Genomic DNA, 22,958 nt, shown 5'->3' on the forward strand with positions numbered 1-22,958 from the left:
GCAGAGATTTATTGTGGGAGCTGGCTTGCCTGCGATCGCGGTGGGTCAGTCGGCACATCAGTGACTGATAAATCGCTATCGCAGGCAAGCCAGCTCCCACAGGAGTGGACGTGGTGTTACTCGTTGTAGATGTCCTGATCGCCGAAATATTTCTTCTGGATCTCGGCATAAGTCCCGTCCGCCTGCACGGCCGCGATGCCCTTGTTGATCAGCGCGCGCAGTTCCTGGTCGTTCTTGCGCAGGCCCATGGCGATGTCCAGGGGCAGGGTCGGGTCCTTGAACGCCGGGCCGGTCTTGAAGTCGGCGCCTTCAGGCTTGGACAGGAAGTTGAGCTGGGCTTCGAGCTTGTCGGTCAGGGTCGCGTCGAGGCGGCCGTTTTGCAGGTCGGCGTAATTCTGGTCCTGGGACTGGTACGCCTTGATCTGCGCGCCGAGCTTGGCCAGGTGCGCACGGGCGTAGGCTTCCTGCAGCGAACCTTGCAGTACGCCGACTTGCTTGCCTTTCAACGATTCCGGGGTGTCGCCGAAGTCGGCGCTCTTGCGGGTGATTACCGAGGTCGGGCTGAGGAACAGGCGGTCGGTAAAATCGATGATTTTCTCGCGGGCCGGAGTCACGGCCATGGACGACATGATGGCGTCGAACTTGCGCGCGCGCAGGGCCGGGATCATGCCGTCGAATTCGTTGTGCACCCAGGTGCATTTGACTTCGAGCTTGGCGCAGATGGCGTTGCCCAGCTCAATGTCGAAACCTTGCAGGCTGCCATCGGCGGCCACGGATTCGAAGGGCGGGTACTCGGGGAAGACGCCGAAGCGGATTTCTTTCCACTCCTGAGCGTGGGCCGCAGTGGCACACAGTGGCAACAGCAACGCAGCGAAGAGTGATCGCAGTGGAGTCATGGTGTAGTCCCTATATTTTGTAATTGATGTCAGGGCAGTAAATGAGTTGAAACAAATCGTTCTTGTTGGCGGAGAGAATGCTTCAAGGTGGTGCGTTTTTTGTGTCGTTTACCCCTCGCATAAAGCGCAAATTGCGCTGTTAAATCGGGCAATGCAGCGGAATCGGCTGCAAGACCCGCTGAATCGGCTTTTCATCCCCGGAAACCTGGCCCGCCGCCGACGCAAAGCGGCAGGCCAGAGCGGTCTCAGGCGCGCTTTTTCTGCTGTGCGACGGGTTGGGCCAGGCGCGCAAACAGATCTTTCGGGTCGGCCAGGTCCGGCACCAGCTCCAGTGTGCTGCCCACGTCGAGGGCCTTGGCCACATCCAGCACGTAACGCAGGGCCGAGTAGTCTTCGATGGCGAAACCCACCGAGTCGAACAACGTGACCTGGCGCGGGTTTTCGCGGCCGGGTTTCTGGCCGTTGATCACTTGCCACAGCTCGGTCACCGGCGAATCTTCCGGCATGTGCTGGATTTCACCTTCGATACGGCTTTGCGGCTCGTACTCGACGATCACGCGGGCACGCTCGACGATACGGCGGTCCAGCTCGGTCTTGCCGGGGCAGTCGCCGCCGACGGCGTTGAGGTGCATGCCCGGCTCGATCATCTCGTCGGTGAGGATGGTCGCGTAGGCCTTGTCGGCGGTGACGGTGGTGACGATGTCCGCACCTTTCACCGCCTCGGCCACGCTGCTGGCCAGGATCACCTTGATCGCCGGGAACGCCTTGAGGTTGGCCGCCAGCTTGGCGGTGGCCTTGGCGTCGATGTCGAACAGGCGGATCTCATTGATGCCGAGCATGGCGTGGAAGGCCAGGGCCTGGAATTCACTCTGCGAGCCGTTGCCGATCAGCGCCATGCTGCGGCTGTTGTCGCGGGCCAGGTAACGCGCCACCAGCGCCGAGGTGGCGGCGGTGCGGATCGCGGTGGTCAGGGTCATTTCGGCCAGCAGCACCGGTTTGCCGGTGTCCACATCGCCCAGTGCACCAAAGGCCATCACGGTGAGCATGCCGGCCTGGGTGTTCTTCGGGTGGCCGTTGACGTACTTGAAGGCGTACAGCGCGGCGTCGGACACCGGCATCAACTCGATCACACCGTCCGGCGAGTGGTTGGCCAGGCGCGCGCATTTTTCGAAGTCCTGCCAGCGCAGGTAGTCGGCGCGGATGTACTCGGCCATCTCGCTGATGCAGGTTTGCAGGCCTTTTTGCGAGACCAGGTAGCTGAGGTCGTTGACGTCGATGTAACGGGTCATGGCAAGACTCCTTATTGAAATGAGGGACGGGCGGGCAGATGCACTTCTGCCAGCATGCAGCGGGCACTGCCGCCGCCGATGCGTTCGATGTTGTCGATGTTCACCACCACTGGCCGCGTGTGGCGTTCCACGTGCGCGCGCTGTGCCGGTTGCAGGGCGCCCCAGGCGCTGGCCGACATCACCAGCAGCGGCTGGCCGTCGCGGTCGTGGACTTCGAGCATGTTGCCGGCGAAGGCTTCCAGCTGATCGAAGTCGAGGGCGAGGATGTCTTTGCCGGTGTCGCGCAGGGAGCGTTCCAGGGTCAGGCGCTCGCCGTCGTCGGGCAGGGCTTGCAGGCACACCACCGAGAGGTCGCGGCCGACGCTCATCATCACGTTGCTGTGGTAGATCGGCGCGTGATGGCGGTCCACGGCATGGAACACACAGAGCTGGTAGTCGAGGCGCTCGGCGAACTGGCGCAAGGCGTCGTGGTGGGTGCGCCCGGAGTGGCAGGCGTAGCTGATGCGGTGCTGGCGGTCGAGCACCATGCTGCCGGTGCCTTCGAGGAAGATGTTCTGTTGTTCCAGGTGGCTGAGGTCGATGGTGCTGTGGATCGCGAAGCGTTGCTCCAGCACTTGCAGCACGCCTTTGTCGCGCTCCAGCCGGCGGTTCTGGCCTTCCATCGGGTACAGCACCAGGCTGCCGTCGGCGTGGCTGCTCCACCAGTTATTGGGGAAGATCGAATCGGGTGTGTGGGGCGCCAGGGTGTCCTGCACCACCAGCACCTCCACGCCGTGCTGGCGCAGGGTGTCGACATAGCCGTCGAACTCTTCCAGCGCTTTCTGCTGCGCGCTGAGCGGGTCGAGGGGCTGGCGTTGGAAGCGGTTGTTGATGGCAGTGTCCGGGTTGAAGGCAAAGCGCGCCGGGCGAATCATCAAGACGGTGTTGGTGGTTTGCATGGGTGCACGAATCCATGAGGTTGAGCAGTGCGGCTATTTTGTGGGTTGTGCGGGGTGAATCCCGGCTGAAACGAGGGGGCGGCTCAGCCGGGAAAGCTGAAAAGTGCAGTAGCGCAGCCAAATCGGCTGTAGGGGTGAAATGCAATCCAATGTGGGAGCTGGCTTGCCTGCGATAGCGGTTTTCCAGCCGGAACACAAGACACTGACAGACCGCTATCGCAGGCAAGCCAGCTCCCACATTAGTATGGGGGTGGTTTTTGATCTCTGTTCTCAGCAAGGAGCCCTGCATGCCTACCGCCGTTCGTCTCGCCCAACCCGCCGATGCCGAAGGCATCAGCCAGGTCATCCTGGCTGCCCTGCACAGCAGCAACGCGAAGGATTACCCGGCAGACGTGATCGCCCGGGTCGCAAGCAACTTCACCCCCGACGCGGTTCTGGCCTTGCTGACACGCCGGGTGGTGCTGGTGGCGGTGCAGGACGATGTCATCGTCGCCACGGCGGCGCTGGATGCCAACGTGGTGCGCTCGGTGTTCGTCAACCCGGCGCTGCAAGGGCAGGGCATTGGCCGGTTGCTGATGGTCGAGATTGAACTGCGTGCCCGCCAGGCCGGTGTGACGGTGTTGAGCGTGCCGTCTTCACTGACGGCCGAGCCGTTCTATACCGCGCTGGGATTTCACACGGTGCGCGACGTCTACCACGGTAACGAACGGACCTTGGTGATGGAGAAGACGCTGCTGTCGCGGCATCCCATCGGGCCGTATCGCGACCGCCCGCACCGGGCGCAGGTGGTGGCGTTGTGGCAACAGGCCTTTGGTTATGACACGGCGCATAACTCGCCGGCTCTGGCGATTGATAAAAAGCTGGCGGTCAACGACGGGCTGTTTTTTGTCGCGACGGATAAAAAGGCAGTCGTCGGCACGATCCTCGCGGGCTATGACGGCCATCGTGGCTGGCTGTATTCGGTGGCGGTACACGCCGACTATCGGCGCCATGGCTTGGGTTCTTCGCTGGTGCGCCATGCGGAACAGGCGTTGACGGCCTTGGGTTGCATGAAGATCAACCTGCAGATCACCAGCGGTAATGACGCGGTGACGGGGTTTTATGAGGCATTGGGCTATGGCGTGGAACCACGGATCAGCATGGGCAAGAAGATTGTGGAAAACATTCCTGCTCAATCCTGAGAACACTGAAAAACAAATGTGGGAGCTGGCTTGCCTGCGATGGCGGTGGTTCAGTCACAGTAAATGTTGACTGATACACCGCCATCGCAGGCAAGCCAGCTCCCACAGGGTTTTGTGGTGTTGCTGGCTTTTGGGCTTAGACCTTGACGATCCAACCCTCTGGCGCTTCAACATCACCGGTCTGCACGCCGGTCAGCTCTTTATAGAGCTGCTGGGTGATCGGACCGACTTCGGTTTCGCTGTGGAATACATGCAGCTTGCCGTTGTACTGGATGCCACCAATCGGCGAGATCACCGCCGCGGTACCGCAGGCGCCGGCTTCCTTGAATTTGTTCAGCTTGTCGATGAACACTTCGCCTTCAACCACTTCCAGGCCCAGGCGGGACTTGGCCAGTTCGATCAGCGACAGGCGGGTGATGCCTGGCAGTACCGAAGGCGACTTCGGCGTGATGAACTGGTTGTCGTGGGTGATACCGAAGAAGTTGGCCGAACCGACTTCTTCGATTTTCGAGTGGGTCATCGGGTCCAGGTAGATCGCATCGGCAAAACCGGCTTTCTTCGCTTCGGAACCTGGCATCAGGCTGGCGGCGTAGTTGCCACCGACCTTGGCGGCACCGGTGCCTTGTGGCGCGGCGCGGTCGAAGGTGGAGATCTGGAAGTTGTGGGGCACCAGGCCGCCCTTGAAGTAGGCGCCAACCGGGATGGCGAACACCGAGAAGATGAACTCCGGTGCGGTGCGCACGCCGATGTTGTCACCGGTGCCGATCACGAACGGGCGCAGGTACAGCGCGCCGCCGCTGCCGTACGGCGGGATGAACCGCTCGTTGGCCTTGACCACTTGCTTGCAGGCGTCGATGAACACGTCGGTCGGTACATGGGGCATCAACAGGCGCGCGCAGCTGCGTTGCATGCGGGCGGCGTTCTGGTCCGGGCGGAACAGGTTGATCGAACCGTCCTTGCAACGGTAGGCCTTGAGGCCTTCGAAGCACTGCTGGCCATAGTGCAGGGCGGTGGAGCCCTCGCTGATGTGCAGCACGTTGTCGTCGGTCAGGGTGCCGTCTTGCCACTCGCCGTTTTTCCAGACCTGGAGAAACCGTTTGTCGGTCTTGATGTAGTCAAAACCCAGCTTGTCCCAATTGATGCTTTCGTTACCCATGACACCCTCTATCTTTGGTCAAGTCGGTTTTTTTCTGAATGGGCGCAACAATACTTCATTCTTGCTTTGTGTGGGAGCGGGCTTGCTCGCGAATGCGGTGTGTCAGTCATCAGGTTTATTGGCTGATCCACCGCATTCGCGAGCAAGCCCGCTCCCACAGGGGGTTGCGTTCTTACAGGTGCAACGCGTGGCCCAAGGCTCTTAAAGCCGCTTCCTGCACGGCCTCGCCCAGGGTCGGATGGGCATGGATCGTCCCCGCCACATCCTCCAGGCGCGCGCCCATTTCCAGGCTCACACCAAACGCGGTGGACAGTTCGGAAACCCCCACGCCCACCGCTTGCCAGCCGACGATCAGGTGATTGTCGCGCCGCGCCACCACCCGCACAAAGCCGGTTTTCGACTCCAGGGTCATTGCCCGACCATTCGCCGCAAACGGGAAACTCGACACGATGCAGTCCAGCCCGGCAGCCTTGGCTTCATCCGGGGTCTTGCCGACGACCACCAGTTCCGGGTCGGTAAAGCACACCGCCGGGATCGCCGCCGGGTTGAATTCACGGTGTTGACCGCTGATCAGTTCGGCAACCATCTCGCCCTGGGCCATGGCCCGGTGTGCCAGCATCGGCTCGCCGCTCAGGTCGCCGATGGCCCACACATTGCGCATGCTGGTCTGGCAGCGGTTGTCGATCTTGATCGCCGCGCCGTTCATGTCCAGGTTCAGGGCTTCAAGGTTCCAGCCCTGGGTGTTGGGTTTGCGCCCCACGGCCACCAGCACTTGGTCGGTGGCCAGTGACAAGGTGTCGCCATTCGGATCGCGTACTTGCAATTTGCCATCGGCAAAGCCGGTGACGCTGTGCTTGAGGTACAGCTTCACGCCCAACTGCTTGAGGGATTCGTTCACCGGTTGCGTCAGCTCGGCGTCGTAGGCGGGCAGGATACGTTCCTGTGCCTCGACCACACTGACCTCGGCGCCGAGCTTGCGGTAGGCAATCCCCAGTTCCAGGCCGATATAACCACCACCCACCACGATCAGCCGTTTTGGCACGCGGGTCGGCGCCAGGGCTTCGGTGGACGAGATGATCGGCCCGCCAATAGGCAGCATCGGCAGGTTGACGCTGTTCGAGCCGGTGGCCAGCAGCAGGTGTTCGCAGTGGATGCGCTGGTCGCCGACATCGACGGTCTTGCCGTCCACGACCTTGGCCCAGCCGTGGATCACCTGCACCTTGTGTTTTTTCAGCAGCGCGGCGACGCCAGTGGTCAGGCGGTCAACAATGCCGTCTTTCCATTCCACGCTTTTGCGGATGTCCAGGGTCGGCACATCCACCTCGATGCCCAGTTGCGAACCCTGGCTGTGGTGGATGGTTTGCTGGAATTGTTCGGCCACATGGATCAAGGCCTTGGACGGGATGCAGCCGATATTCAGGCAGGTGCCGCCCAGCGCCTGGCCTTCCACCAGGATGGTAGGGATGCCCAGTTGGCCGGCACGGATCGCCGCGACATAACCGCCAGGGCCGCCGCCGATGATCAGCAGCGTGGTATTCAAAGTCTGTGACATGCCTTACTCCAGGAACAGGCTGGCGGGTTGTTCGAGCAGGCCGCGAATGGCCTGGATGAATTGCGCCGCGTCCATGCCATCGACCACGCGGTGATCGAAGGAGCTGGAGAGGTTCATCATCTTGCGCACCACGATCTGGCCCTTGATCACCATCGGCCGCTCGACGATACGGTTGACGCCGACAATGGCCACTTCCGGCAGGTTCAGCACCGGCGTGCTGACGATACCGCCCAACGCACCCAGGCTGGTCAGGGTAATGGTCGAGCCCGACAGCTCGTCGCGGCTGGCCTTGCCATTGCGCGCGGCCGTGGCCAAACGTGCGATTTCTTCCGCGTTGCCCCACAGGCTGCGGGCCTCGGCGTGACGCACCACCGGCACCATCAGGCCGACATCGCTTTGGGTGGCGACGCCCACATGCACCGCGCCGAGGCGAGTGATGACCTGGGCTTCGTCGTCGTAGCGGGCGTTGATCTGCGGGAAGTCCTTCAGCGCCACCACCATGGCACGCACGATGAACGGCAGCAGGGTCAGCTTGCCGCGTGTGGCGCCGTGTTTCTCGTTGAGGTGCACGCGCAGCTCGTCGAGGGCGGTGACGTCGATTTCTTCCACGTAGCTGAAATGCGCGGCACGACGGGTGGCGTCCTGCATGCGCTGGGCGATCTTGCGGCGCATGCCGATCACCGGGATCTGTTCTTCGCTGTTGCGTTCGGCGTAGGGGTTGGCAGTGGATGAAGCTTTTGCCGTGCCTTGTTGCAGGTACGCGTCGAGGTCTTCGTGGAGGATTCGCCCGGCTGGGCCGGTGCCCTGAACCAGGCGTAATTGAATCCCGGCGTCCAGCGCATGCTTGCGCACGGCGGGGGAGGCCAGCGGACGTTCGTCGGCATCGCGGGCAACCGGGGCCGCTGCGGCTTTTACAACCACCGGTTTGCTTTCAACCACCGGCGCGGGCTTGGCTTCCACGACCGGTGCAGCCTTGGGCGCTTCCTTCACCACCGGTGCGTCCTTCGCGTTGCCCGCACCTTCCACTTCAATGCTGATCAAAATACTGCCCACGGCCATGACTTCACCTGGCGCGCCGCCGAGGGAAATCACCTTGCCGTGCACCGGCGAGGGAATGTCCACCATCGCCTTGTCGGTCATCACATCCGCCAGCACCTGGTCTTCAACCACCAGGTCGCCGACTTTCACATGCCAGACCGACAGTTCAACTTCTGCGATGCCTTCGCCAATGTCCGGCATCTTGATAACGTGCGTGCCCATTCAGACCTCCATGACCCGTTTCAACGCCGCGCCCACACGGGACGGCCCTGGGAAATACGCCCACTCTTGCGCGTGCGGGTAGGGGGTGTCCCAACCGGTGACGCGTTCGATCGGCGCTTCCAGGTGATGGAAGCAATGCTCTTGCACCAACGCCACCAGCTCGGCGCCAAAACCGCAGGTGCGTGTGGCTTCGTGCACCACCACGCAACGGCCGGTCTTTTTCACCGATTTGACGATGGTTTCCAGGTCCAGCGGCCACAGGCTGCGCAGGTCAATGACCTCGGCGTCGATACCGGTTTCCTCGGCGGCGACTTGCGACACATACACGGTGGTGCCGTAGGTCAGCACGGTAACGGCCGAACCCGGACGCACGATGGCAGCCACGTCCAGCGGCACGGTGTAGTAACCGTCCGGCACTTGCGCTTGCGGGTGTTTCGACCACGGGGTTACCGGGCGGTCGTGGTGGCCGTCGAACGGGCCGTTGTACAGGCGCTTGGGCTCCAGGAAGATCACCGGGTCATCGTTTTCGATGGAGGCGATCAGCAAACCTTTGGCGTCATACGGGTTGGACGGCATCACCGTGCGCAGGCCGCAGACCTGGGTGAACACCGCTTCGATGCTCTGGCTGTGGGTCTGGCCGCCGTAGATGCCGCCGCCGCAAGGCATGCGCATGGTCAGTGGTGCGGTGAACTGGCCGGCCGAGCGATAACGCAGGCGGGCGGCTTCGGAGATGATCTGGTCAGTGGCGGGGTAGACGTAGTCGGCGAACTGGATCTCGGCCACCGGGCGCAGGCCGTAGGCGCCCATGCCCACCGCTACGCCGATAATGCCGCTTTCGGAAATCGGCGCGTCGAACACCCGCGAGCTGCCGTACTTGGTCTGCAAGCCTTCGGTGCAACGGAACACGCCGCCGAAATAACCGACGTCCTGGCCGAACACCACCACGTTGTCGTCACGTTCGAGCATCACATCCATGGCCGAGCGCAGGGCCTGGATCATGGTCATGGTGGTGGTGGTCATGGCGGTTTCCACTTCAATGCTGTTGTTGTGATCGTTCATGTCAGATCCCCAACTCTTGACGCTGGCGCTTCAAGTGCTCCGGCATCTCTTTGTAGACGTCTTCGAACATGGTCGCGGCGCTTGGAATCTGGCCGCCGGCAAGGGTGCCGTACTGTTCGGCTTCTTTTTGCGCCGCGATGACCTCGGCTTCAAGCTCGGCACTGACTGCCGCGTGTTCCTCTTCGGACCATTGGCCAATCTTGATCAGGTGCTGCTTGAGACGGGTGATCGGGTCGCCGAGGGGGAAGTGGCTCCAGTCATCGGCGGGGCGGTATTTCGAAGGGTCATCGGACGTGGAGTGCGGGCCGGCGCGGTAGGTGACCCACTCGATCAGCGTTGGCCCCAGGTTGCGGCGCGCCCGCTCGGCGGCCCAGGCGGAGGCGGCGTACACGGCGATAAAGTCGTTGCCGTCCACGCGCAGGGAGGCGATGCCGCAACCCACGCCGCGTCCGGCGAAGGTGGTGGCTTCACCGCCGGCGATGGCCTGGAAGGTGGAGATGGCCCACTGGTTGTTGACCACGTTGAGGATCACCGGCGCGCGGTACACATGAGCGAAGGTGAGGGCGGTGTGGAAGTCGGATTCGGCGGTGGCGCCGTCGCCGATCCAGGCGGACGCGATCTTGGTGTCACCCTTGATCGCCGAGGCCATGCCCCAGCCCACACCCTGTACGAACTGGGTGGCAAGGTTGCCGGAAATGGTGAAGAAACCGGATTCCTTGACCGAATACATGATCGGCAACTGGCGGCCCTTGAGCGGGTCACGCTCGTTGGACAGCAACTGGCAGATCAGGTCCACCAACGGCACTTCGCGGGCCATCAGGATGCTTTGCTGGCGGTAGGTGGGGAAGCACATGTCGTCGATGTTCAAGGCCAGGGCCTGGGCGCTGCCGATGGCTTCTTCGCCAAGGCTTTGCATGTAGAACGACATTTTTTTCTGACGCTGGGCGACCACCATGCGGTTGTCGAAGATGCGCGTCTTGAGCATCGCGCGCATGCCTTTGCGCAGGATCTCCACCGGGACGCCTTCAGCCCATGGGCCGAGGGCCTGGCCCTGGTCGTCGAGCACGCGGATCAGGCCCTTGGCCAGGTCGGCGGTGTCGGCGGGTTCTACATCGATGGCGGGTTTGCGCACCAGGCCGGCGTCGGTCAGGCGCAGGTAGGTAAAGTCGGTCTTGCAGCCTGGGCGTCCCGAGGGTTCAGGGACGTGCAGGCGCAGTGGTTCATACTGCTGGGTCATGGCTTTCTACGCTCTATCTTGTGAATTTCTTGTAGTGGGCGCGCTAGCTGACAGTCAGACCCCGGGTAGGGGAAATCTTGTCCTACAACAATCATAGGCGGGGCGTAGAAGAATATTTATCTGTGTTTCGTTGCACTCACGACCATTTGCGGATAAAAAAACTGCATAAACATAATAAACAGGTGATTTTGTCTCATGCGCAAACTGGACCGTACCGATATCGGCATTCTCAACGCCTTGCAGGAGAACGCCCGCATCACCAACGCCGACCTGGCCCGCTCGGTCAACCTGTCGCCCACGCCGTGTTTCAACCGGGTGAAGGCGATGGAAGAGTTGGGCTTGATTCGCGAGCAAGTCACCCTGCTGGACGCGGATTTGCTGGGGCTGCACGTCAACGTATTCATTCACGTCAGTCTGGAAAAGCAGAATGAGCTGGCGTTGCAGCAGTTCGAAAGCGCGATTTCCGACCGCCCGGAAGTGATGGAGTGCTACCTGATGGCCGGCGACCCGGACTACCTGATCCGGGTGCTGGTGCCGACGATCCAGTCGCTGGAGCGCTTCATGATGGACTTTTTGACCAAGGTGCCGGGTGTGGCGAATATTCGGTCGAGTTTTGCGTTGAAGCAGGTGCGCTATAAGACCGCGTTGCCTTTACCCGCTAACGGCATAAACCTGGGCACCTGACCCAACACACCACCCACTGTGAAATGCTGGCCCCTGTGGGAGCTGGCTTGCCTGCGATAGCGGTCTATCAGTCACTGATGTGCAGGCTGGCCCACCGCCATCGCAGGCAAGCCAGCTCCCACAGGGTTATGCATTTCAGAGTTGGTTGAGGGGGATCTTCAGGTACACCACGCCGTTGTCCTCCGGCGGCGGCATATACCCCGCCCGCACATTCACCTGGATCGCCGGCAGCAACAGCGTCGGCATGCCCAACCCGGCATCCCGGGTGGTGCGCATCTCGACAAACGCTGCCTCATCCACCCCGTCATGCACATGAATATTCCCCGCCCGCTGCTCCGCCACGGTCGTCATGCACTTGGCCTCACGCCCCTCGGGCGGGTAGTCATGGCACACATACAACTCCGTCTCCAACGGAAAACCCAGCAACCTGCGCATCGACGCATACAACTGCCGCGCATCCCCACCCGGGAAATCACAACGCGCCGTGCCCACATCCGGCATGAACAGGGTGTCACCCACCAGGATCAACCGGTCATCCACCAGATAGGCCATGTCTGCTGGCGTATGCCCCGGCACATGCAGGGCCTTCGCCTTGATATTGCCGATGTAGAACACCTCATCCGGCGCAAACAGATGGTCGAACTGCGAGCCATCCACGCGAAATTCCGGCTCCAGGTTGAACAGGTTCTTGAACACGTCCTGCACGGTGCTGATGGACTGGCCAATCGCTATCTTGCCGCCCAGGGTTCGGCGCAAATACGGTGCGGCGGACAAGTGGTCGGCGTGGGCATGGGTTTCCAGCAACCACTGCACCTGCAGGCGGTGTTCGCGCACGTAGGCGATCACCTGATCGGCCTGGCGCGTGTCGGTGCGCCCGGAGGCCGGGTCGTAGTTGAGCACCGAATCGATAATCGCGCAGGGGCCATCATCGGCTTCATGTAGGACATAGGTGTAGGTCGACGACGCCTCGTCCAGAAAGGCTTTGATCAACGCTGACATGACGGTGGTCCTTGGTATAGACGTGATTTCCACATAGGCTTGCGAGCTTAAGTGAAAAAAACGGTCCGAGGCAAAGGATCGCAATGCGGGATGTGACGCCACACGGCAGCATCCGGCCTAAGGTGGATTGAATGTTGTTGGCAAGTGTTCTGGGGTTATTGATGGGCTTGGTGATGGGCCTGACCGGCGCGGGCGGCGGCATCCTTGGGGTGCCGGCGCTGGTGTTGGGGTTGGGCCTGAGCATGACCCAGGCCGCGCCGGTGTCGCTTTTGGCCGTTGGTGCGGCGGCAGCGGTGGGTGCGCTCGACGGCTTGCGCCACGGCCTGGTGCGTTACCGCGCCGCGTTGCTGATCGCCTTGTTGGGCGCGTTGTGCTCGCCGGTGGGGGTGTTTTTCGCCCATCAATTACCGGAGGCCGTGCTGATGGGCCTGTTCAGCGCGCTGATGGTGCTGGTGGCCTGGCGCATGTTGCAGCGCGAAAAACTCCAGGCCGGGCCGAGTGACCATGGCACCGCGTCCTGGGGGCAGAAGAACTGCATGCTCGACCAGCAGACCGGGCGCCTGACCTGGACCGCCAAATGCAGCGCCACCCTGGCCGCCCTCGGCGCGGTCACCGGCGCCGTGTCCGGCCTGCTCGGCGTAGGCGGCGGCTTCCTCATCGTGCCGGCGTTCAAGCAACTCACCGACGTACAGATGCGCGGCATCGTCGCCACCTCGCTGATGGTGGTCAGCCTGCTGTCGTTGATCGGCGTGGCGGGTGCGTTCCATGCCGGGGTCACCATCGAACCTGTGGGTTGGGTGTTCGTCGGCGCAAGCATCGTCGGCATGCTTGCCGGTCGGCGCCTGAGTTCGGTGATCCCCGCCCGGTACTTGCAGGTCGGTTTTGCCAGCCTGTGTGTACTGGTGGCTGTCGGCATGTTGGCCAAGGCCGGTCTTACGCACTAAGTGCCGGGCCTGGCTTACACCGAACTTGGCGGGCACCCGCAGCCCGTCCAAAGCATCTCGAAACCACGGCCAAGGCAGCGTATGCCGGGGCCTGGCGCCTTTTGATAATCGCCTCCGACATCAAGTCCCCGTTGCGGAGCGCGCCATGCATAAGAATAAGAATGTCCCCCTGCGTCTGTTGCCTGCCTTTATCGTCGGCCTCGGCCTGAGCCCATTCGCCGACGCCGAAATCATGCTGTACGACAAGGACGAAACCACCTTTTCCACCGACGGCTACATCAACGCCTTCTACGTCAACAGCGACGTGGACCGCGCCGGCGACCAGTACGACCGCCGCCAATCCCGCGTAAAGATGGGCTTCTTGCCCAACTACCTGGGCTTCAACATGACCAAGCAGGTCGATGACCTCAAGCTCGGCGCCCGCGCCTCGTTCTGGGTGACCATCAACGACAGCGAAACCAACGGCACCGACACCGCCATCGACGTGCGCCAGTTCTACGGCACCGTGGCCAACAAAGAATGGGGCGAAGTGCTGATCGGCAAGGACTTCGGCCTGTTCGCCCGCTCCAACATCCTGCTCGACGAACTGCTCGCCGGTTACGGCCAGGTCAGCGACAGCCTCGGCCTGGTGGACGGCGGCGGTGTGTCGTTCGGCAATATCGGTAGCGGCTACCCGTACCCGTTCCCCACCTCGCAGATCACCTACCGCACCCCGGTGATGGACGGCCTGCGCGTCGCCGTCGGTATCATGGACCCGGTGGACACCAACGACAGCAGCGCCCTGGGCAAGGCCTACCAGAAGAACCCGCGCACCGAGAGCGAGATCACCTACCAGTTCGACGTGGGCGGGGCGAAGATCTACAGCTGGCTCAACGGCAGCTACCAGACCTCGGACAATACCGATTCCAACGTCGCCAGCGTCACCTCCAAAGGCCTGGGCTACGGCGTACAGGCGAAGATGGGCGGCCTGTCGCTGACCGGCTCGGGTTTCCAGGCCAAGGGCATCAACCCGTTTTTCACCAACAACGCCGGCGAAGCCACCCTGCGTAATGTCGACAGCAACGGCTACCTGGTGCAGGGCTCGTACAAACTCGGCAAGAACCGCCTGGCGCTGTCCTACGGCAAGACCAAGGACGACGGCAACGGCGTGGTCGGCAGCGGCGCGGATTATGAAACCCGTGGGATTGCGCTGTTCCATGACGTGAACGCCAACCTGAAACTGGTGGCGGAGTACAACCAGTTCCAGATCAAGGGGCATGACACCAATGCCCAGAATGAAGACACCGACACCTTTGCCGTAGGTGCCGTCCTCACCTGGTAAGACTTGGAATGCTTACCCCTGTGGGAGCTGGCTTGCCTGCGATAGCAATCTACCTGACAACTAATCATTGCCTGGTGCACCGCTATCGCAGGCAAGCCAGCTCCCACATTTTGCTCTCCATCAGTCCTGAGATATTCATCCCAACGCATCTCCCACCCAGTACCCAAGTAGCATAGGGCCCACCCCCCGGCCTTCGTACACTGACGCCTTAGAGGGGGAACCAACGATGCACAACAGTGAAGGCGTAGTCAGCGCCATGTCCCAGGCCACCGATCCAGGGCAGGCCGCTGAAGAGTTGGCCCGCCAACTGCTGCATCCGTACCTGGGCTTTGTGCTGTTTTTCTGTTCCGCTGGCTACGACTTGCAGGCCCTCGGCCAGGCCTTGCAGCAGTGCTTCGGCAATGTGCGCGTGGTCGGCTGCACCAGCGCCGGCGAGATCACGCCCCAAGGCTACGGGCGCAATTGCATCACCGCGATGGGGTTCAACCACGCGCACTTTTCCATCGCCACCGAATTGATCGACGAGGTGGAGCACTTCAGCCTGATCGGCGCCCAGGACATGGTCGAGCGCCTGGTCGGCGGCTGTCGCAGCAACACCCTGGCGCCGATCAAGGGCAACACCTTTGCCCTGACCCTGCTCGACGGCCTGTCCAGCCGTGAAGAGATGGTGCTCGCCGCCCTCAGCGCCGCCCTCGGCGATATCCCGCACTTCGGCGGCTCGGCCGGGGACGACAACTTCCTCACCCACACCCACGTGTACTTCAACGGCGTGTTCCACAGCGGCGCGGCGGTGGTGGTGCTGGTCAATACCTGGCTGGATTTCGAGGTGTTCACCACCCATCACATCCTGCCGCGCACGGAAAAACTGGTGGTGACCGGCGCCGACAGCCCGTCCCGCCGGGTCTTCGAGCTCAACGCCGAACCCGCCGCCGAAGAGTACGCGCGACACATCGGCGTGGCGGTGGCCGACCTTGACCATCGCACCTTCGCCGCCCACCCGCTGGCGGTGCGCATCCACGACCAGTATTACGTGCGCGCGATCCAGCAGGTGCATGACGACCTCAGCCTGAGTTTCTACTGCGCGGTGGAGAACGGCATTGTGCTGACCCTGATGCAACCGGGCCCGATCCTGCCCAACCTGCAAGACTTGTTCGACGGCCTGCACGCGCGCCTCGGCGACCTGTTGCTGACCATCGGCTGCGACTGCTTCCTGCGGCGCATGGAACTGGAAGACAACGGCCACCTGGAACAGATCGGCAACTACCTGCAAGGCCAACGGGTGCTGGGCTTCAACACCTACGGAGAACAGTTCAATGGCATGCACATCAACCAGACCTTCACCGGGGTCGCCATTGCCCGTGGCCGACGCTGAACTGCGCGCCCAGGTTGCCCAACTGCAACAGGCCAACCACAAGCTGGCGCGGATCAACGCGGCGCTGATCGAGCGCATCGAATCCGGCATGACCCAGGGCAACAACCCGTACACCACCTTCCAGCATTCGGTGGTGCTGGCCGAGCAGGTGCGTGAACGCACCGACGCGTTGAACCAGGCGATGGCCGAACTCAAGGCCAGCAACCACCTGCTGATCAACGCGCGCCTGCGCGCCGAAACCCTGCGCGGCGAACAGGCGGCGGCGCAAAAAGCCCAGGAAAGCGAACGCTGGATTCGCCTGATCACCGACAACGTGCCGGCGCTGATCGGCTACCTGAATGCCGAGCTGGTCTACGAATTCACTAACAAGGTCTACGAAGAATGGTATTGCTGGCCGCGCGGCATGATGCTCGGCCAGAGCCTGCGCGAAGTGCACAGCGAACAGCACTGCCAGCGCCTCGACGCCTACGTCGCCCGCGCGCTGGCCGGGGAGAGCGTGACCTTCGAATTTGCTGAAACCAACATCAACAACCAGGAGCGCTACATGCTGCGTTCCTATGTGCCGAACATGCTCGCCAGCGGCGAAGTGGTGGGCATCTTTGTGTTGATCCGCGACATCACCGAACGCCGCCGCACCGCCGAAGCCCTGCACCAGGCCTACCAGCACCTGGAGCAACGCGTGGCCCAGCGCACCTCGGAACTGACGTCGCTTAACGATCAGCTGTTGCAGGAAATCGACGAACGCCGACGCATGGAAACCCGCCTGCGCGAAGCCAAGCAGGAGGCGGAAAAAGCCAACCTGTCGAAAACCAAATTTCTCGCCGCCGTCAGCCACGACCTGCTGCAACCGCTGAACGCCGCGCGTTTGTTCACCAGCGCCCTGTTGGAGCGGCCCAACGAAACCCTGGTGCGCAACGTCAGCAACTCCCTCGACGACGTGGAAAACCTGCTGGGCACCCTGGTGGATATTTCCAAGCTGGACGCTGGCGTGATCAAGGCCGATATCGCGCCGTTTGCCCTTAGCGAACTGCTGGAAAACCTCGCCGCCGAATACACCGAACTGGCCCGCGCCGAAGGCTTGGAATTGCACTTCGTCGCTTGCTCGGCGCTGGTGCGCAGTGACATCCAGCTGTTGGCGCGGATTCTGCGCAACCTGCTCAGCAACGCCCTGCGCTATACCTACAAAGGCCGCGTGGTGCTGGGCTGCCGACGCCAGCAGCAGCGCTTGCTGATCCAGGTGTGGGACAGCGGCATGGGCATTGCCGAGGAGCGGCTGGAGGAGATTTTCCAGGAGTTCAAGCGCGGCGATGTGCAACGCCCGGACCAGGATCGCGGGCTGGGCCTGGGCCTGGCCATTGTCGAGAAAATCGCCGGGATTCTCGGCCATCGCATCAGCGTCAAATCCTGGCCGGGCAGAGGCTCGATGTTTTCCGTGGAAGTGCCCGTGAGCGCTACCGCGCCGAAGTCCCTGCCGCTGCCGTGCATGAGCGAGGCGCTGCTGGAGCGTTTGCAGGGCGCACGGGTGTGGGTGCTGGATAACGACGCGGCGATCTGCGCGGGGATGCGCACGTTGCTGGAAGGCTGGGGTTGCCGAGTGATTACCGCATTGTCAGAGCAGGATCTGGCGCGGCAGGTGGACAACTACCATGCCGAGGCTGACCTGTTGATTGCTGACTACCACCTGGACGACGACCAGAACGGCGTCGACGCCGTGGCCCGCATCAACGCCCGGCGCGGTAGTGCGATTCCGGCGTTGATGATTACGGCCAACTACAGCAATGAGTTGAAGGCGCAGATTCGCGAGTTGGGGCATACCCTGATGCACAAGCCCGTAAGGCCGATGAAACTCAAGACCGCGATGAGTCACCTATTAGGCAAGTGAACCCAAAACCATCATCCAATAGAGATCAACTGTGGGAGCTGGCTTGCCTGCGATGGCGGTGGGTCAGTTTGCACATCTGTCACTGATAGACCGCTATCGCAGGCAAGCCAGCTCCCACATTTAGATCTCCATTAGATCTCCATTTGTCTGGGGAGGTCAGCGGCGCAAGTACGAGCCGAAGTCGATATCCCCGGCACTCAGGATCGCCTGCACCCGGTTGTGCACATTCAACTTGCGCAATATCGCCGACACATGGGCCTTCACCGTGGTCTCGGCAATCTCCAGCGTGTAAGCAATCTGCTTGTTCGACTCGCCCTTGGTCATCCGTTCCAGCACCAGCAACTGCTTGCGCGTCAGGGCCTGCAACAGTTCCGGGGCAAAGCCCGGCGCGTCGTTCATGCGCCGTTGGTTGGGGTTTTTCTGCGTGCGGATGATGTCGGGCGGCAGGTACACGTTACCGTTGAGGATCTGCTGGATCGCCTCGGTCATTTGCAGGCGCGGCGACGACTTGGTGATAAACCCCACGGCGCCGTAGGTGATGGCTTGCAGCACGATCTGCTTGTCCTGCTCGGCCGAGACGATCACCACCGGGATGGTCGGCGACTCGTTGCGCAGGTTGATCAGGCCATTGAGGCCGTGCATGCCGGGCATGTTCAAATCCAGCAGGATCAGGTCGAGGTCGTCGTGTTCCTGGGTCAGGGCGAGGGCGCTGTCGAGGTCGGCGGTTTCCATTACATCACTGCCGGGGAAACCGTCGCTGATCACGTTGTGGATCGCTTCGCGAAACAGCGGGTGATCGTCGGCGATCAGGATTTTGTACATGGCCGTTCACCTTCTTGTTGTGGTTTTTTATTGAAAGGGCTCGGGTGTCGCAGCCATCACTGGCAGTTTTGCCGCTTCCCATGCATCCAGGCCATCCCGGTACCAGTACACCGAGGTATAGCCCAGATTGGCGGCTCGTTTTACCGCGTTCCAACTCAACCAGCAATCGGAGCGGCAGTAGAAGACCAACGGGCGTGCGAGGTTGCCGCCGGTGAATTTATACAGGTGGCGCACGAAGTAGCCTTGCCATTCCGGCGTGAGGTCGCCGTCGCCGGTATTCGCCAGCCAGTGGCTGCCGGGCAGGTTGGCGTGGGGCTGGTCTTCGATAAAGCGGCCTTGCAGCCATTGGCGCCGGTACACGTCGATCAGCACCGGCGCGGGCGTTTGGTTGAGCAGGGTTTGCAGGGCCGGGGTGTCGACGATGGTCGCACCGGGCACCTGGTCGGGCGTGGGGCTGCGGTACAGGCTGGTACGGTAGCCGTCGGCGGAAAACAGTGGGGTGTCGGCCTGGGCGTTGGCGGCGATCAAGCAGAGCAACGCCAACAGGGGCAGTCGAGCGGGCAGCATGGCGGGTCAATCCTTATAGTTATGCGCCCATTACACGCCAGTCCCACTGCCTTGGGAATGCGACGATAGACAGGAAAACCAGTACCAAAGTAGTAGATCAGCCTTTTTTGCGCAGGGCCGCGTGCTGTGGATTGAAGGTCAGCACCGCCAACAGCGTGAACACCCCGGTCAGCCCCAGGCACACCAGCAAAGCCAGGCCGGCGAAGCGCTCGTACAGGGCAAAGCGCACCAGTTCCACCGCGTGGGTGAAGGGGTTGACCGCGCACAGCCAGTACAGCCACTCGCTGGAATCGCGCATCTTCCACAGCGGGTAGAGCGCCGACGACAGGAAGAACAGCGGGAAGATCACGAAATTCATCACCCCGGCAAAGTTCTCCAGTTGGCGGATCGCATTCGACAGCAGCAAGCCCAGCGCGCTGAGCATCAACGCCACCAGCAACAGCGCCGGCAACGCGACCAGCAAGCCCATGGCCGGTGGTTGCACGCCGTACACCCAGGCAATCGCCAGGAACCCGTACACCTGCAACAGCGAAATCAACGACGTGGCCAACAACTTGCTGCACAGCAGGAAGGTGCGCGGCAACGGGCTGGTGAGCAGCACGCGCATGCTGCCCATTTCGCGGTCGTAGACCATCGACAGCGAGCCCTGCATGCCGTTGAACAGCAGGATCATGCAGGCCAGCCCCGGGATGATGTAGACCTCGTAGGGGATATAGGTGTCGTAGGGTTCGATCACCGAGATGCCCAGCGCTGCGCGAAAGCCTGCGGCGAACACCAGCAGCCACAGCAACGGCCGCACCAGGGCACTGAGGAATCGCGTGCGCTGCAATACAAAACGCAGCCATTCGCGCAGGACGATGCCGCTGAAACACTGCCAGTAGGCGTTCATGCCGCCACCTCGGCGCGGGTCAATCGCGCGAACAAACCGCCCAGGTCGCCGCCTTGTTCGTGCAGCAGTCTGTCGAGCTGCCCGCTGGCCACCAAGTGGCCCTGATGCAAAATCATCAAGGCGTCGTCAGCCTGCACTTCATCGAGCAGGTGGGTGGTCCACAGCACGCTGAGGCCCTGTTCCCGACACAGTGTGCGCACGTGTTGGTTCAGCGCCAGGCGGCTGGCCGGGTCGAGGCCGACGCTGGCTTCATCGAGCAACAGCAGGCGCGGCTGATGCAGCAGGGCACGGGCGATTTCCACGCGGCGGCGGTGGCCGCCATTGAGTTCGCGAACCTTCTCCCGGCGCCGCTCGCCCAGCGCCTGGCGCTCCAGCTCGGCCTCGACCCGCAGCCCGGTTTCACGGCGTGACAGGCCATGCAGCGCGGCGTGGTAACGCAGGTTCTGTTCGACGCTGAGGTCCAGGTCCAGGGTGCTTTGCTGGAACACCACGCCGAGCTGGCGCAGTGCTGCGCGGGGCGCCTCGCGCAAGGAATGGCCGCCGACGTGGATGTCACCGGCCTGCAAGTCATACAAACGCGTGAGCAACGCAATCAGCGTCGATTTGCCCGCGCCATTGGGCCCCAGCAGCGCGGCAAACCGCCCGGGCGCCAGGCTGAAACTCACGTCACGCAGGGCCTGCCGTGGGCCATAGGCAAAGCTGATGGCGCGGGCGTCCAGCGCGTTCATGGCGTGACCACCACGCCCCACGGGTAACGCCCGACCTTGACCGACTTGAGCACCTTGCGGCTGTCCACGTCGATCACCGACACGTCGCCGCTCACGCCATTGGTGGCCAGCAACTGTTTCTCATCCGGGGTGAACGCCAGTTGCCACACGCGGCGGCCCACCAGCAGGTAGTCGAGGATCTCGTAGGTCTTGGCATCGATCACTGCCACATGGTTGGCCGGGCCGAGGGCGACAAAACCGTACTTGCCATCGGCACTCAGCTTGATGCCCACCGGCTGCACCTTGTCCGGGTGCACGCCCTTGATCTTGAAGGTCAGGGTCTTGAGGATCGCGCGGCTGGCGACATCGAGGATGGTCACGGTGCCGCCGATTTCCGCCGAGGCCCACAGTTGCGAGCCGTCGTGGTTGAACTCGACAAAACGCGGACGCTGGTCCACCAGGGTGCTGTCGGCCAGGGTCTGGGTGCTGGTGTCGATCCAGTGCAGCATGTTTGTGGTTTCGCTGGTGTTCACCGCCCACTTGCCGTCCGGGCTTACGGCCATGCCTTCGGGCTCCACGCCGACGTTGACCTGGGCGAGCACCTTGGAGGTTTCCGTGTCGATCACCGTGACCAGCGCATCGTCTTCGTTGGAGACGTACAGCCAGCGGTTATTGGGGTGCAGGGCAAATTGCTCGGGGTCTTTGCCGGAGGGCAGTTCCTTGATGATCTTGCGGGTGGCCACGTCCATCACCTGCACGCGGTCCGAGTCGCTGGCGCAGATGTACAACAGCTTGTTGTCGTGGGACAGCAGCAGGCCGCGCGGGCGCTGGCCCACCTTGAGGGTGTCGGTGACTTGCAGGGTCTGCATGTCGATCAGGCTCAGGCTGTTGTCTTTCTCGTTGGAGACCCAGGCCGTGGCGGCCACGGCGTGCCCGGCGGCAAGCAGCAGGGCGCAGGAGAGCAGGGTGCGGCGCATGGCGTATTCCTTATTGTTGTTGTCGCTGTTGTGTGAGCCATCAGGGAAAGCGGCAGGTCACCTCGGGTTTGTCGTAGCCCAGGCTGTCCATTTCGTTGAAGGGGTGCAGGAAACCGTCCTGGGGCGAGGTGCTCACCAGCGCGCGCGGTTGCACGATGGGGATTGGCTGGCGCAGTTGGCCATTCCACGGGCGGTAGCTGAGCTTGCGGCCCTTGAAGCCATCCAGCGGCAGTTGCTCGCTGATTTGCAGCTGGCGGATGCTCGTCGGGTCGACCTGGCGCAGCTTGCTCACCGCACTGGCGACGCTGCGCACGGCCATCCAGGCGGCGAAGTCGCGGTCGTTCATCCAGCGCCCGGCGAGGGCTTCGAAGCGTTTTTGCAGTTGGGCGGCGCCGTAGGTTTCCACGGTCTTGTGCCAGCCGGTGGGCGTCAGGCCTTGGGTGCCGGCGACCGGGCGCGGGTACCAGGTCTGGTAGGGCACGTATTCGCCAAAGTCGCCGCGCTCGTCGGCCACCAGCACCACGTCGTATTCGGCGGTCTGAGTGAAGAGGGGCATATCGGCCTGGGCGCTGCGGCGTTGGTCGTTGTCGAAGCGCCATTCCTTCTCCGCCACCAGTTGCACGCCGAAGCGCTTGGCGGCGCGGCGCAGGGCGGCGGCGTAGGCTTGGTCGTCCTCGGTGGGGCCGACGATCAGCAGCGCCTTTTGCCATTTGCGCACCACCAGGAACTGCGCCAGCGCGTCGGCGAGCATGGCGCGGCTGGGTAGGGTGTGCAGCACGTTACCCAGGCAGGCGGTGCTGCGCAGCGTGTCGTCGGGGCTGCCGGCGTTGAACAGCAGGCTGTCGGGCAGGGCGGCGCTGAGTTGGCGCAGGCTGGCGGCGGGGGCGTTGACCACGAACAGGCGCAGGCCTTGCTCGTGCTGGTGTTGCGCGGCGGCGAGCAGCGCCTCGGGGCTGTCCACCGTGGCGTCGGTCAGGCTGTAGCGCTGGTTGAGAAAGGCGCCGGTGCTGTTGCTGTCGATGATCGCCAGTTCCGCGCCGCGCAAGCCGGCATCGGCTGGTTCGGGGATCACGTTGGACAGCAGCGGCCCCGGGTCCGGTCGATAGCCCAGGTAGCCGATCTGCACCTGCAACGGCGCCTCGGCGGCCTGGCCAGCGGTGGCCCAGGTCATTGCCAGCAGGCAGATCACGGCGAAAGGGGCGAGCTGGCGCATAAGGCACTCCATG

The 22,958-nt window shown here is 62.6% G+C and carries 20 protein-coding genes and 1 pseudogene; 6 read left to right on the forward strand and 15 right to left on the reverse strand.

Translation table 11 applies throughout. The features are described 5' to 3' along the window. Positions 1 to 116: 116 nt before the first annotated feature. The 3 genes from J1G37_RS14565 to J1G37_RS14575 form a co-directional block, all read right to left on the reverse strand. A complete protein-coding gene (locus J1G37_RS14565) occupies positions 117 to 896 on the reverse strand; it encodes an ABC transporter substrate-binding protein (protein ID WP_026136619.1) in 780 nt (259 codons plus the stop codon). A 245-nt stretch (positions 897 to 1,141) separates the two neighbouring features. Beyond that, positions 1,142 to 2,185: an ornithine cyclodeaminase gene (locus tag J1G37_RS14570; protein ID WP_207042726.1), complete on the reverse strand. Its 1,044-nt coding sequence runs from the start codon at positions 2,183 to 2,185 to the stop codon at positions 1,142 to 1,144. Between the two features lie 11 nt (positions 2,186 to 2,196). Continuing rightward, the gene (locus J1G37_RS14575) at positions 2,197 to 3,123 is read right to left on the reverse strand and encodes an arginine deiminase-related protein (RefSeq protein ID WP_207042727.1); all 927 of its coding nucleotides are present in this window, start codon (positions 3,121 to 3,123) and stop codon (positions 2,197 to 2,199) included. Between the two features lie 287 nt (positions 3,124 to 3,410). On the opposite strand from J1G37_RS14575, the gene J1G37_RS14580 reads away from it, so the two are divergent. Further along, positions 3,411 to 4,304 (forward strand): GNAT family acetyltransferase, encoded by an 894-nt coding sequence (locus tag J1G37_RS14580; protein WP_207042728.1) that lies wholly within the window; start codon positions 3,411 to 3,413, stop codon positions 4,302 to 4,304. Positions 4,305 to 4,440: 136 nt separating this feature from the next. Here the strand turns inward: J1G37_RS14580 and J1G37_RS14585 are convergent, their stop codons facing one another. From J1G37_RS14585 to J1G37_RS14605, 5 genes are all read right to left on the reverse strand, one after another. Next, complete coding sequence (locus tag J1G37_RS14585; protein ID WP_207042729.1) at positions 4,441 to 5,460, reverse strand: branched-chain amino acid aminotransferase; 1,020 nt, start codon at positions 5,458 to 5,460, stop codon at positions 4,441 to 4,443. A gap of 172 nt (positions 5,461 to 5,632) precedes the next feature. Next, entirely contained in the window at positions 5,633 to 7,012 is a 1,380-nt protein-coding gene (gene lpdA / locus J1G37_RS14590; protein ID WP_207042730.1) for a dihydrolipoyl dehydrogenase, read from the reverse strand. A gap of 3 nt (positions 7,013 to 7,015) precedes the next feature. After that, complete coding sequence (locus tag J1G37_RS14595) at positions 7,016 to 8,272, reverse strand: dihydrolipoamide acetyltransferase family protein (RefSeq protein WP_207042731.1); 1,257 nt, start codon at positions 8,270 to 8,272, stop codon at positions 7,016 to 7,018. After that, entirely contained in the window at positions 8,273 to 9,331 is a 1,059-nt protein-coding gene (locus tag J1G37_RS14600; protein ID WP_207042733.1) for an alpha-ketoacid dehydrogenase subunit beta, read from the reverse strand. It lies immediately after the preceding gene. A gap of 1 nt (position 9,332) precedes the next feature. Further along, positions 9,333 to 10,568: a 3-methyl-2-oxobutanoate dehydrogenase (2-methylpropanoyl-transferring) subunit alpha gene (locus tag J1G37_RS14605; protein WP_207042734.1), complete on the reverse strand. Its 1,236-nt coding sequence runs from the start codon at positions 10,566 to 10,568 to the stop codon at positions 9,333 to 9,335. A 195-nt stretch (positions 10,569 to 10,763) separates the two neighbouring features. On the opposite strand from J1G37_RS14605, the gene bkdR reads away from it, so the two are divergent. Beyond that, on the forward strand, positions 10,764 to 11,252 hold the full coding sequence (gene bkdR, locus J1G37_RS14610) for a Bkd operon transcriptional regulator BkdR (RefSeq protein ID WP_017735434.1): 489 nt from the start codon (positions 10,764 to 10,766) through the stop codon (positions 11,250 to 11,252). Between the two features lie 135 nt (positions 11,253 to 11,387). On the opposite strand, the gene J1G37_RS14615 is transcribed toward bkdR, so the two are convergent. Beyond that, complete coding sequence (locus J1G37_RS14615; RefSeq protein ID WP_207042736.1) at positions 11,388 to 12,251, reverse strand: MBL fold metallo-hydrolase; 864 nt, start codon at positions 12,249 to 12,251, stop codon at positions 11,388 to 11,390. Positions 12,252 to 12,382: 131 nt separating this feature from the next. On the opposite strand from J1G37_RS14615, the gene J1G37_RS14620 reads away from it, so the two are divergent. The 4 genes and pseudogenes from J1G37_RS14620 to J1G37_RS14635 form a co-directional block, all read left to right on the forward strand. Then, positions 12,383 to 13,195 (forward strand): sulfite exporter TauE/SafE family protein, encoded by an 813-nt coding sequence (locus J1G37_RS14620; protein ID WP_124529065.1) that lies wholly within the window; start codon positions 12,383 to 12,385, stop codon positions 13,193 to 13,195. A 145-nt stretch (positions 13,196 to 13,340) separates the two neighbouring features. Next, entirely contained in the window at positions 13,341 to 14,516 is a 1,176-nt protein-coding gene (locus J1G37_RS14625) for a porin (RefSeq protein WP_207042738.1), read from the forward strand. A 226-nt stretch (positions 14,517 to 14,742) separates the two neighbouring features. After that, positions 14,743 to 15,888, forward strand: a complete 1,146-nt coding sequence (gene nosP, locus J1G37_RS14630) for a nitric oxide-sensing protein NosP (protein WP_207042740.1) — start codon at positions 14,743 to 14,745, stop codon at positions 15,886 to 15,888. 256 nt (positions 15,889 to 16,144) lie between these two features. Beyond that, a pseudogene (locus tag J1G37_RS14635) lies at positions 16,145 to 17,770 on the forward strand (NahK/ErcS family hybrid sensor histidine kinase/response regulator); the annotation flags it as partial. 156 nt (positions 17,771 to 17,926) lie between these two features. On the opposite strand, the gene J1G37_RS14640 reads toward J1G37_RS14635, so the two are convergent. The 6 genes from J1G37_RS14640 to J1G37_RS14665 all read right to left on the reverse strand — a co-directional run bounded on the left by J1G37_RS14640 (position 17,927) and on the right by J1G37_RS14665 (position 22,945). Then, entirely contained in the window at positions 17,927 to 18,592 is a 666-nt protein-coding gene (locus J1G37_RS14640; protein ID WP_207042744.1) for a response regulator transcription factor, read from the reverse strand. A gap of 27 nt (positions 18,593 to 18,619) precedes the next feature. Next, positions 18,620 to 19,159 (reverse strand): PQQ-dependent catabolism-associated CXXCW motif protein, encoded by a 540-nt coding sequence (locus tag J1G37_RS14645; RefSeq protein WP_207042746.1) that lies wholly within the window; start codon positions 19,157 to 19,159, stop codon positions 18,620 to 18,622. 97 nt (positions 19,160 to 19,256) lie between these two features. After that, positions 19,257 to 20,048, reverse strand: a complete 792-nt coding sequence (locus tag J1G37_RS14650) for an ABC transporter permease (protein WP_207042747.1) — start codon at positions 20,046 to 20,048, stop codon at positions 19,257 to 19,259. Next, on the reverse strand, positions 20,045 to 20,776 hold the full coding sequence (locus J1G37_RS14655; protein WP_207042749.1) for an ABC transporter ATP-binding protein: 732 nt from the start codon (positions 20,774 to 20,776) through the stop codon (positions 20,045 to 20,047). Before J1G37_RS14655 ends, J1G37_RS14650 begins: the two co-directional genes overlap by 4 nt. Continuing rightward, complete coding sequence (locus tag J1G37_RS14660) at positions 20,773 to 21,732, reverse strand: YVTN family beta-propeller repeat protein (RefSeq protein WP_207042751.1); 960 nt, start codon at positions 21,730 to 21,732, stop codon at positions 20,773 to 20,775. The genes J1G37_RS14655 and J1G37_RS14660 overlap by 4 nt, the downstream gene beginning before the upstream one ends. A gap of 40 nt (positions 21,733 to 21,772) precedes the next feature. Further along, on the reverse strand, positions 21,773 to 22,945 hold the full coding sequence (locus J1G37_RS14665) for an ABC transporter substrate-binding protein (protein ID WP_207042752.1): 1,173 nt from the start codon (positions 22,943 to 22,945) through the stop codon (positions 21,773 to 21,775). Between the last annotated feature and the right edge of the window lie 13 nt (positions 22,946 to 22,958).

It is taken from the genome of Pseudomonas sp. Marseille-Q1929, assembly GCF_017316265.1.
In the GTDB taxonomy this organism is placed as follows: Bacteria; Pseudomonadota; Gammaproteobacteria; order Pseudomonadales; family Pseudomonadaceae; genus Aquipseudomonas.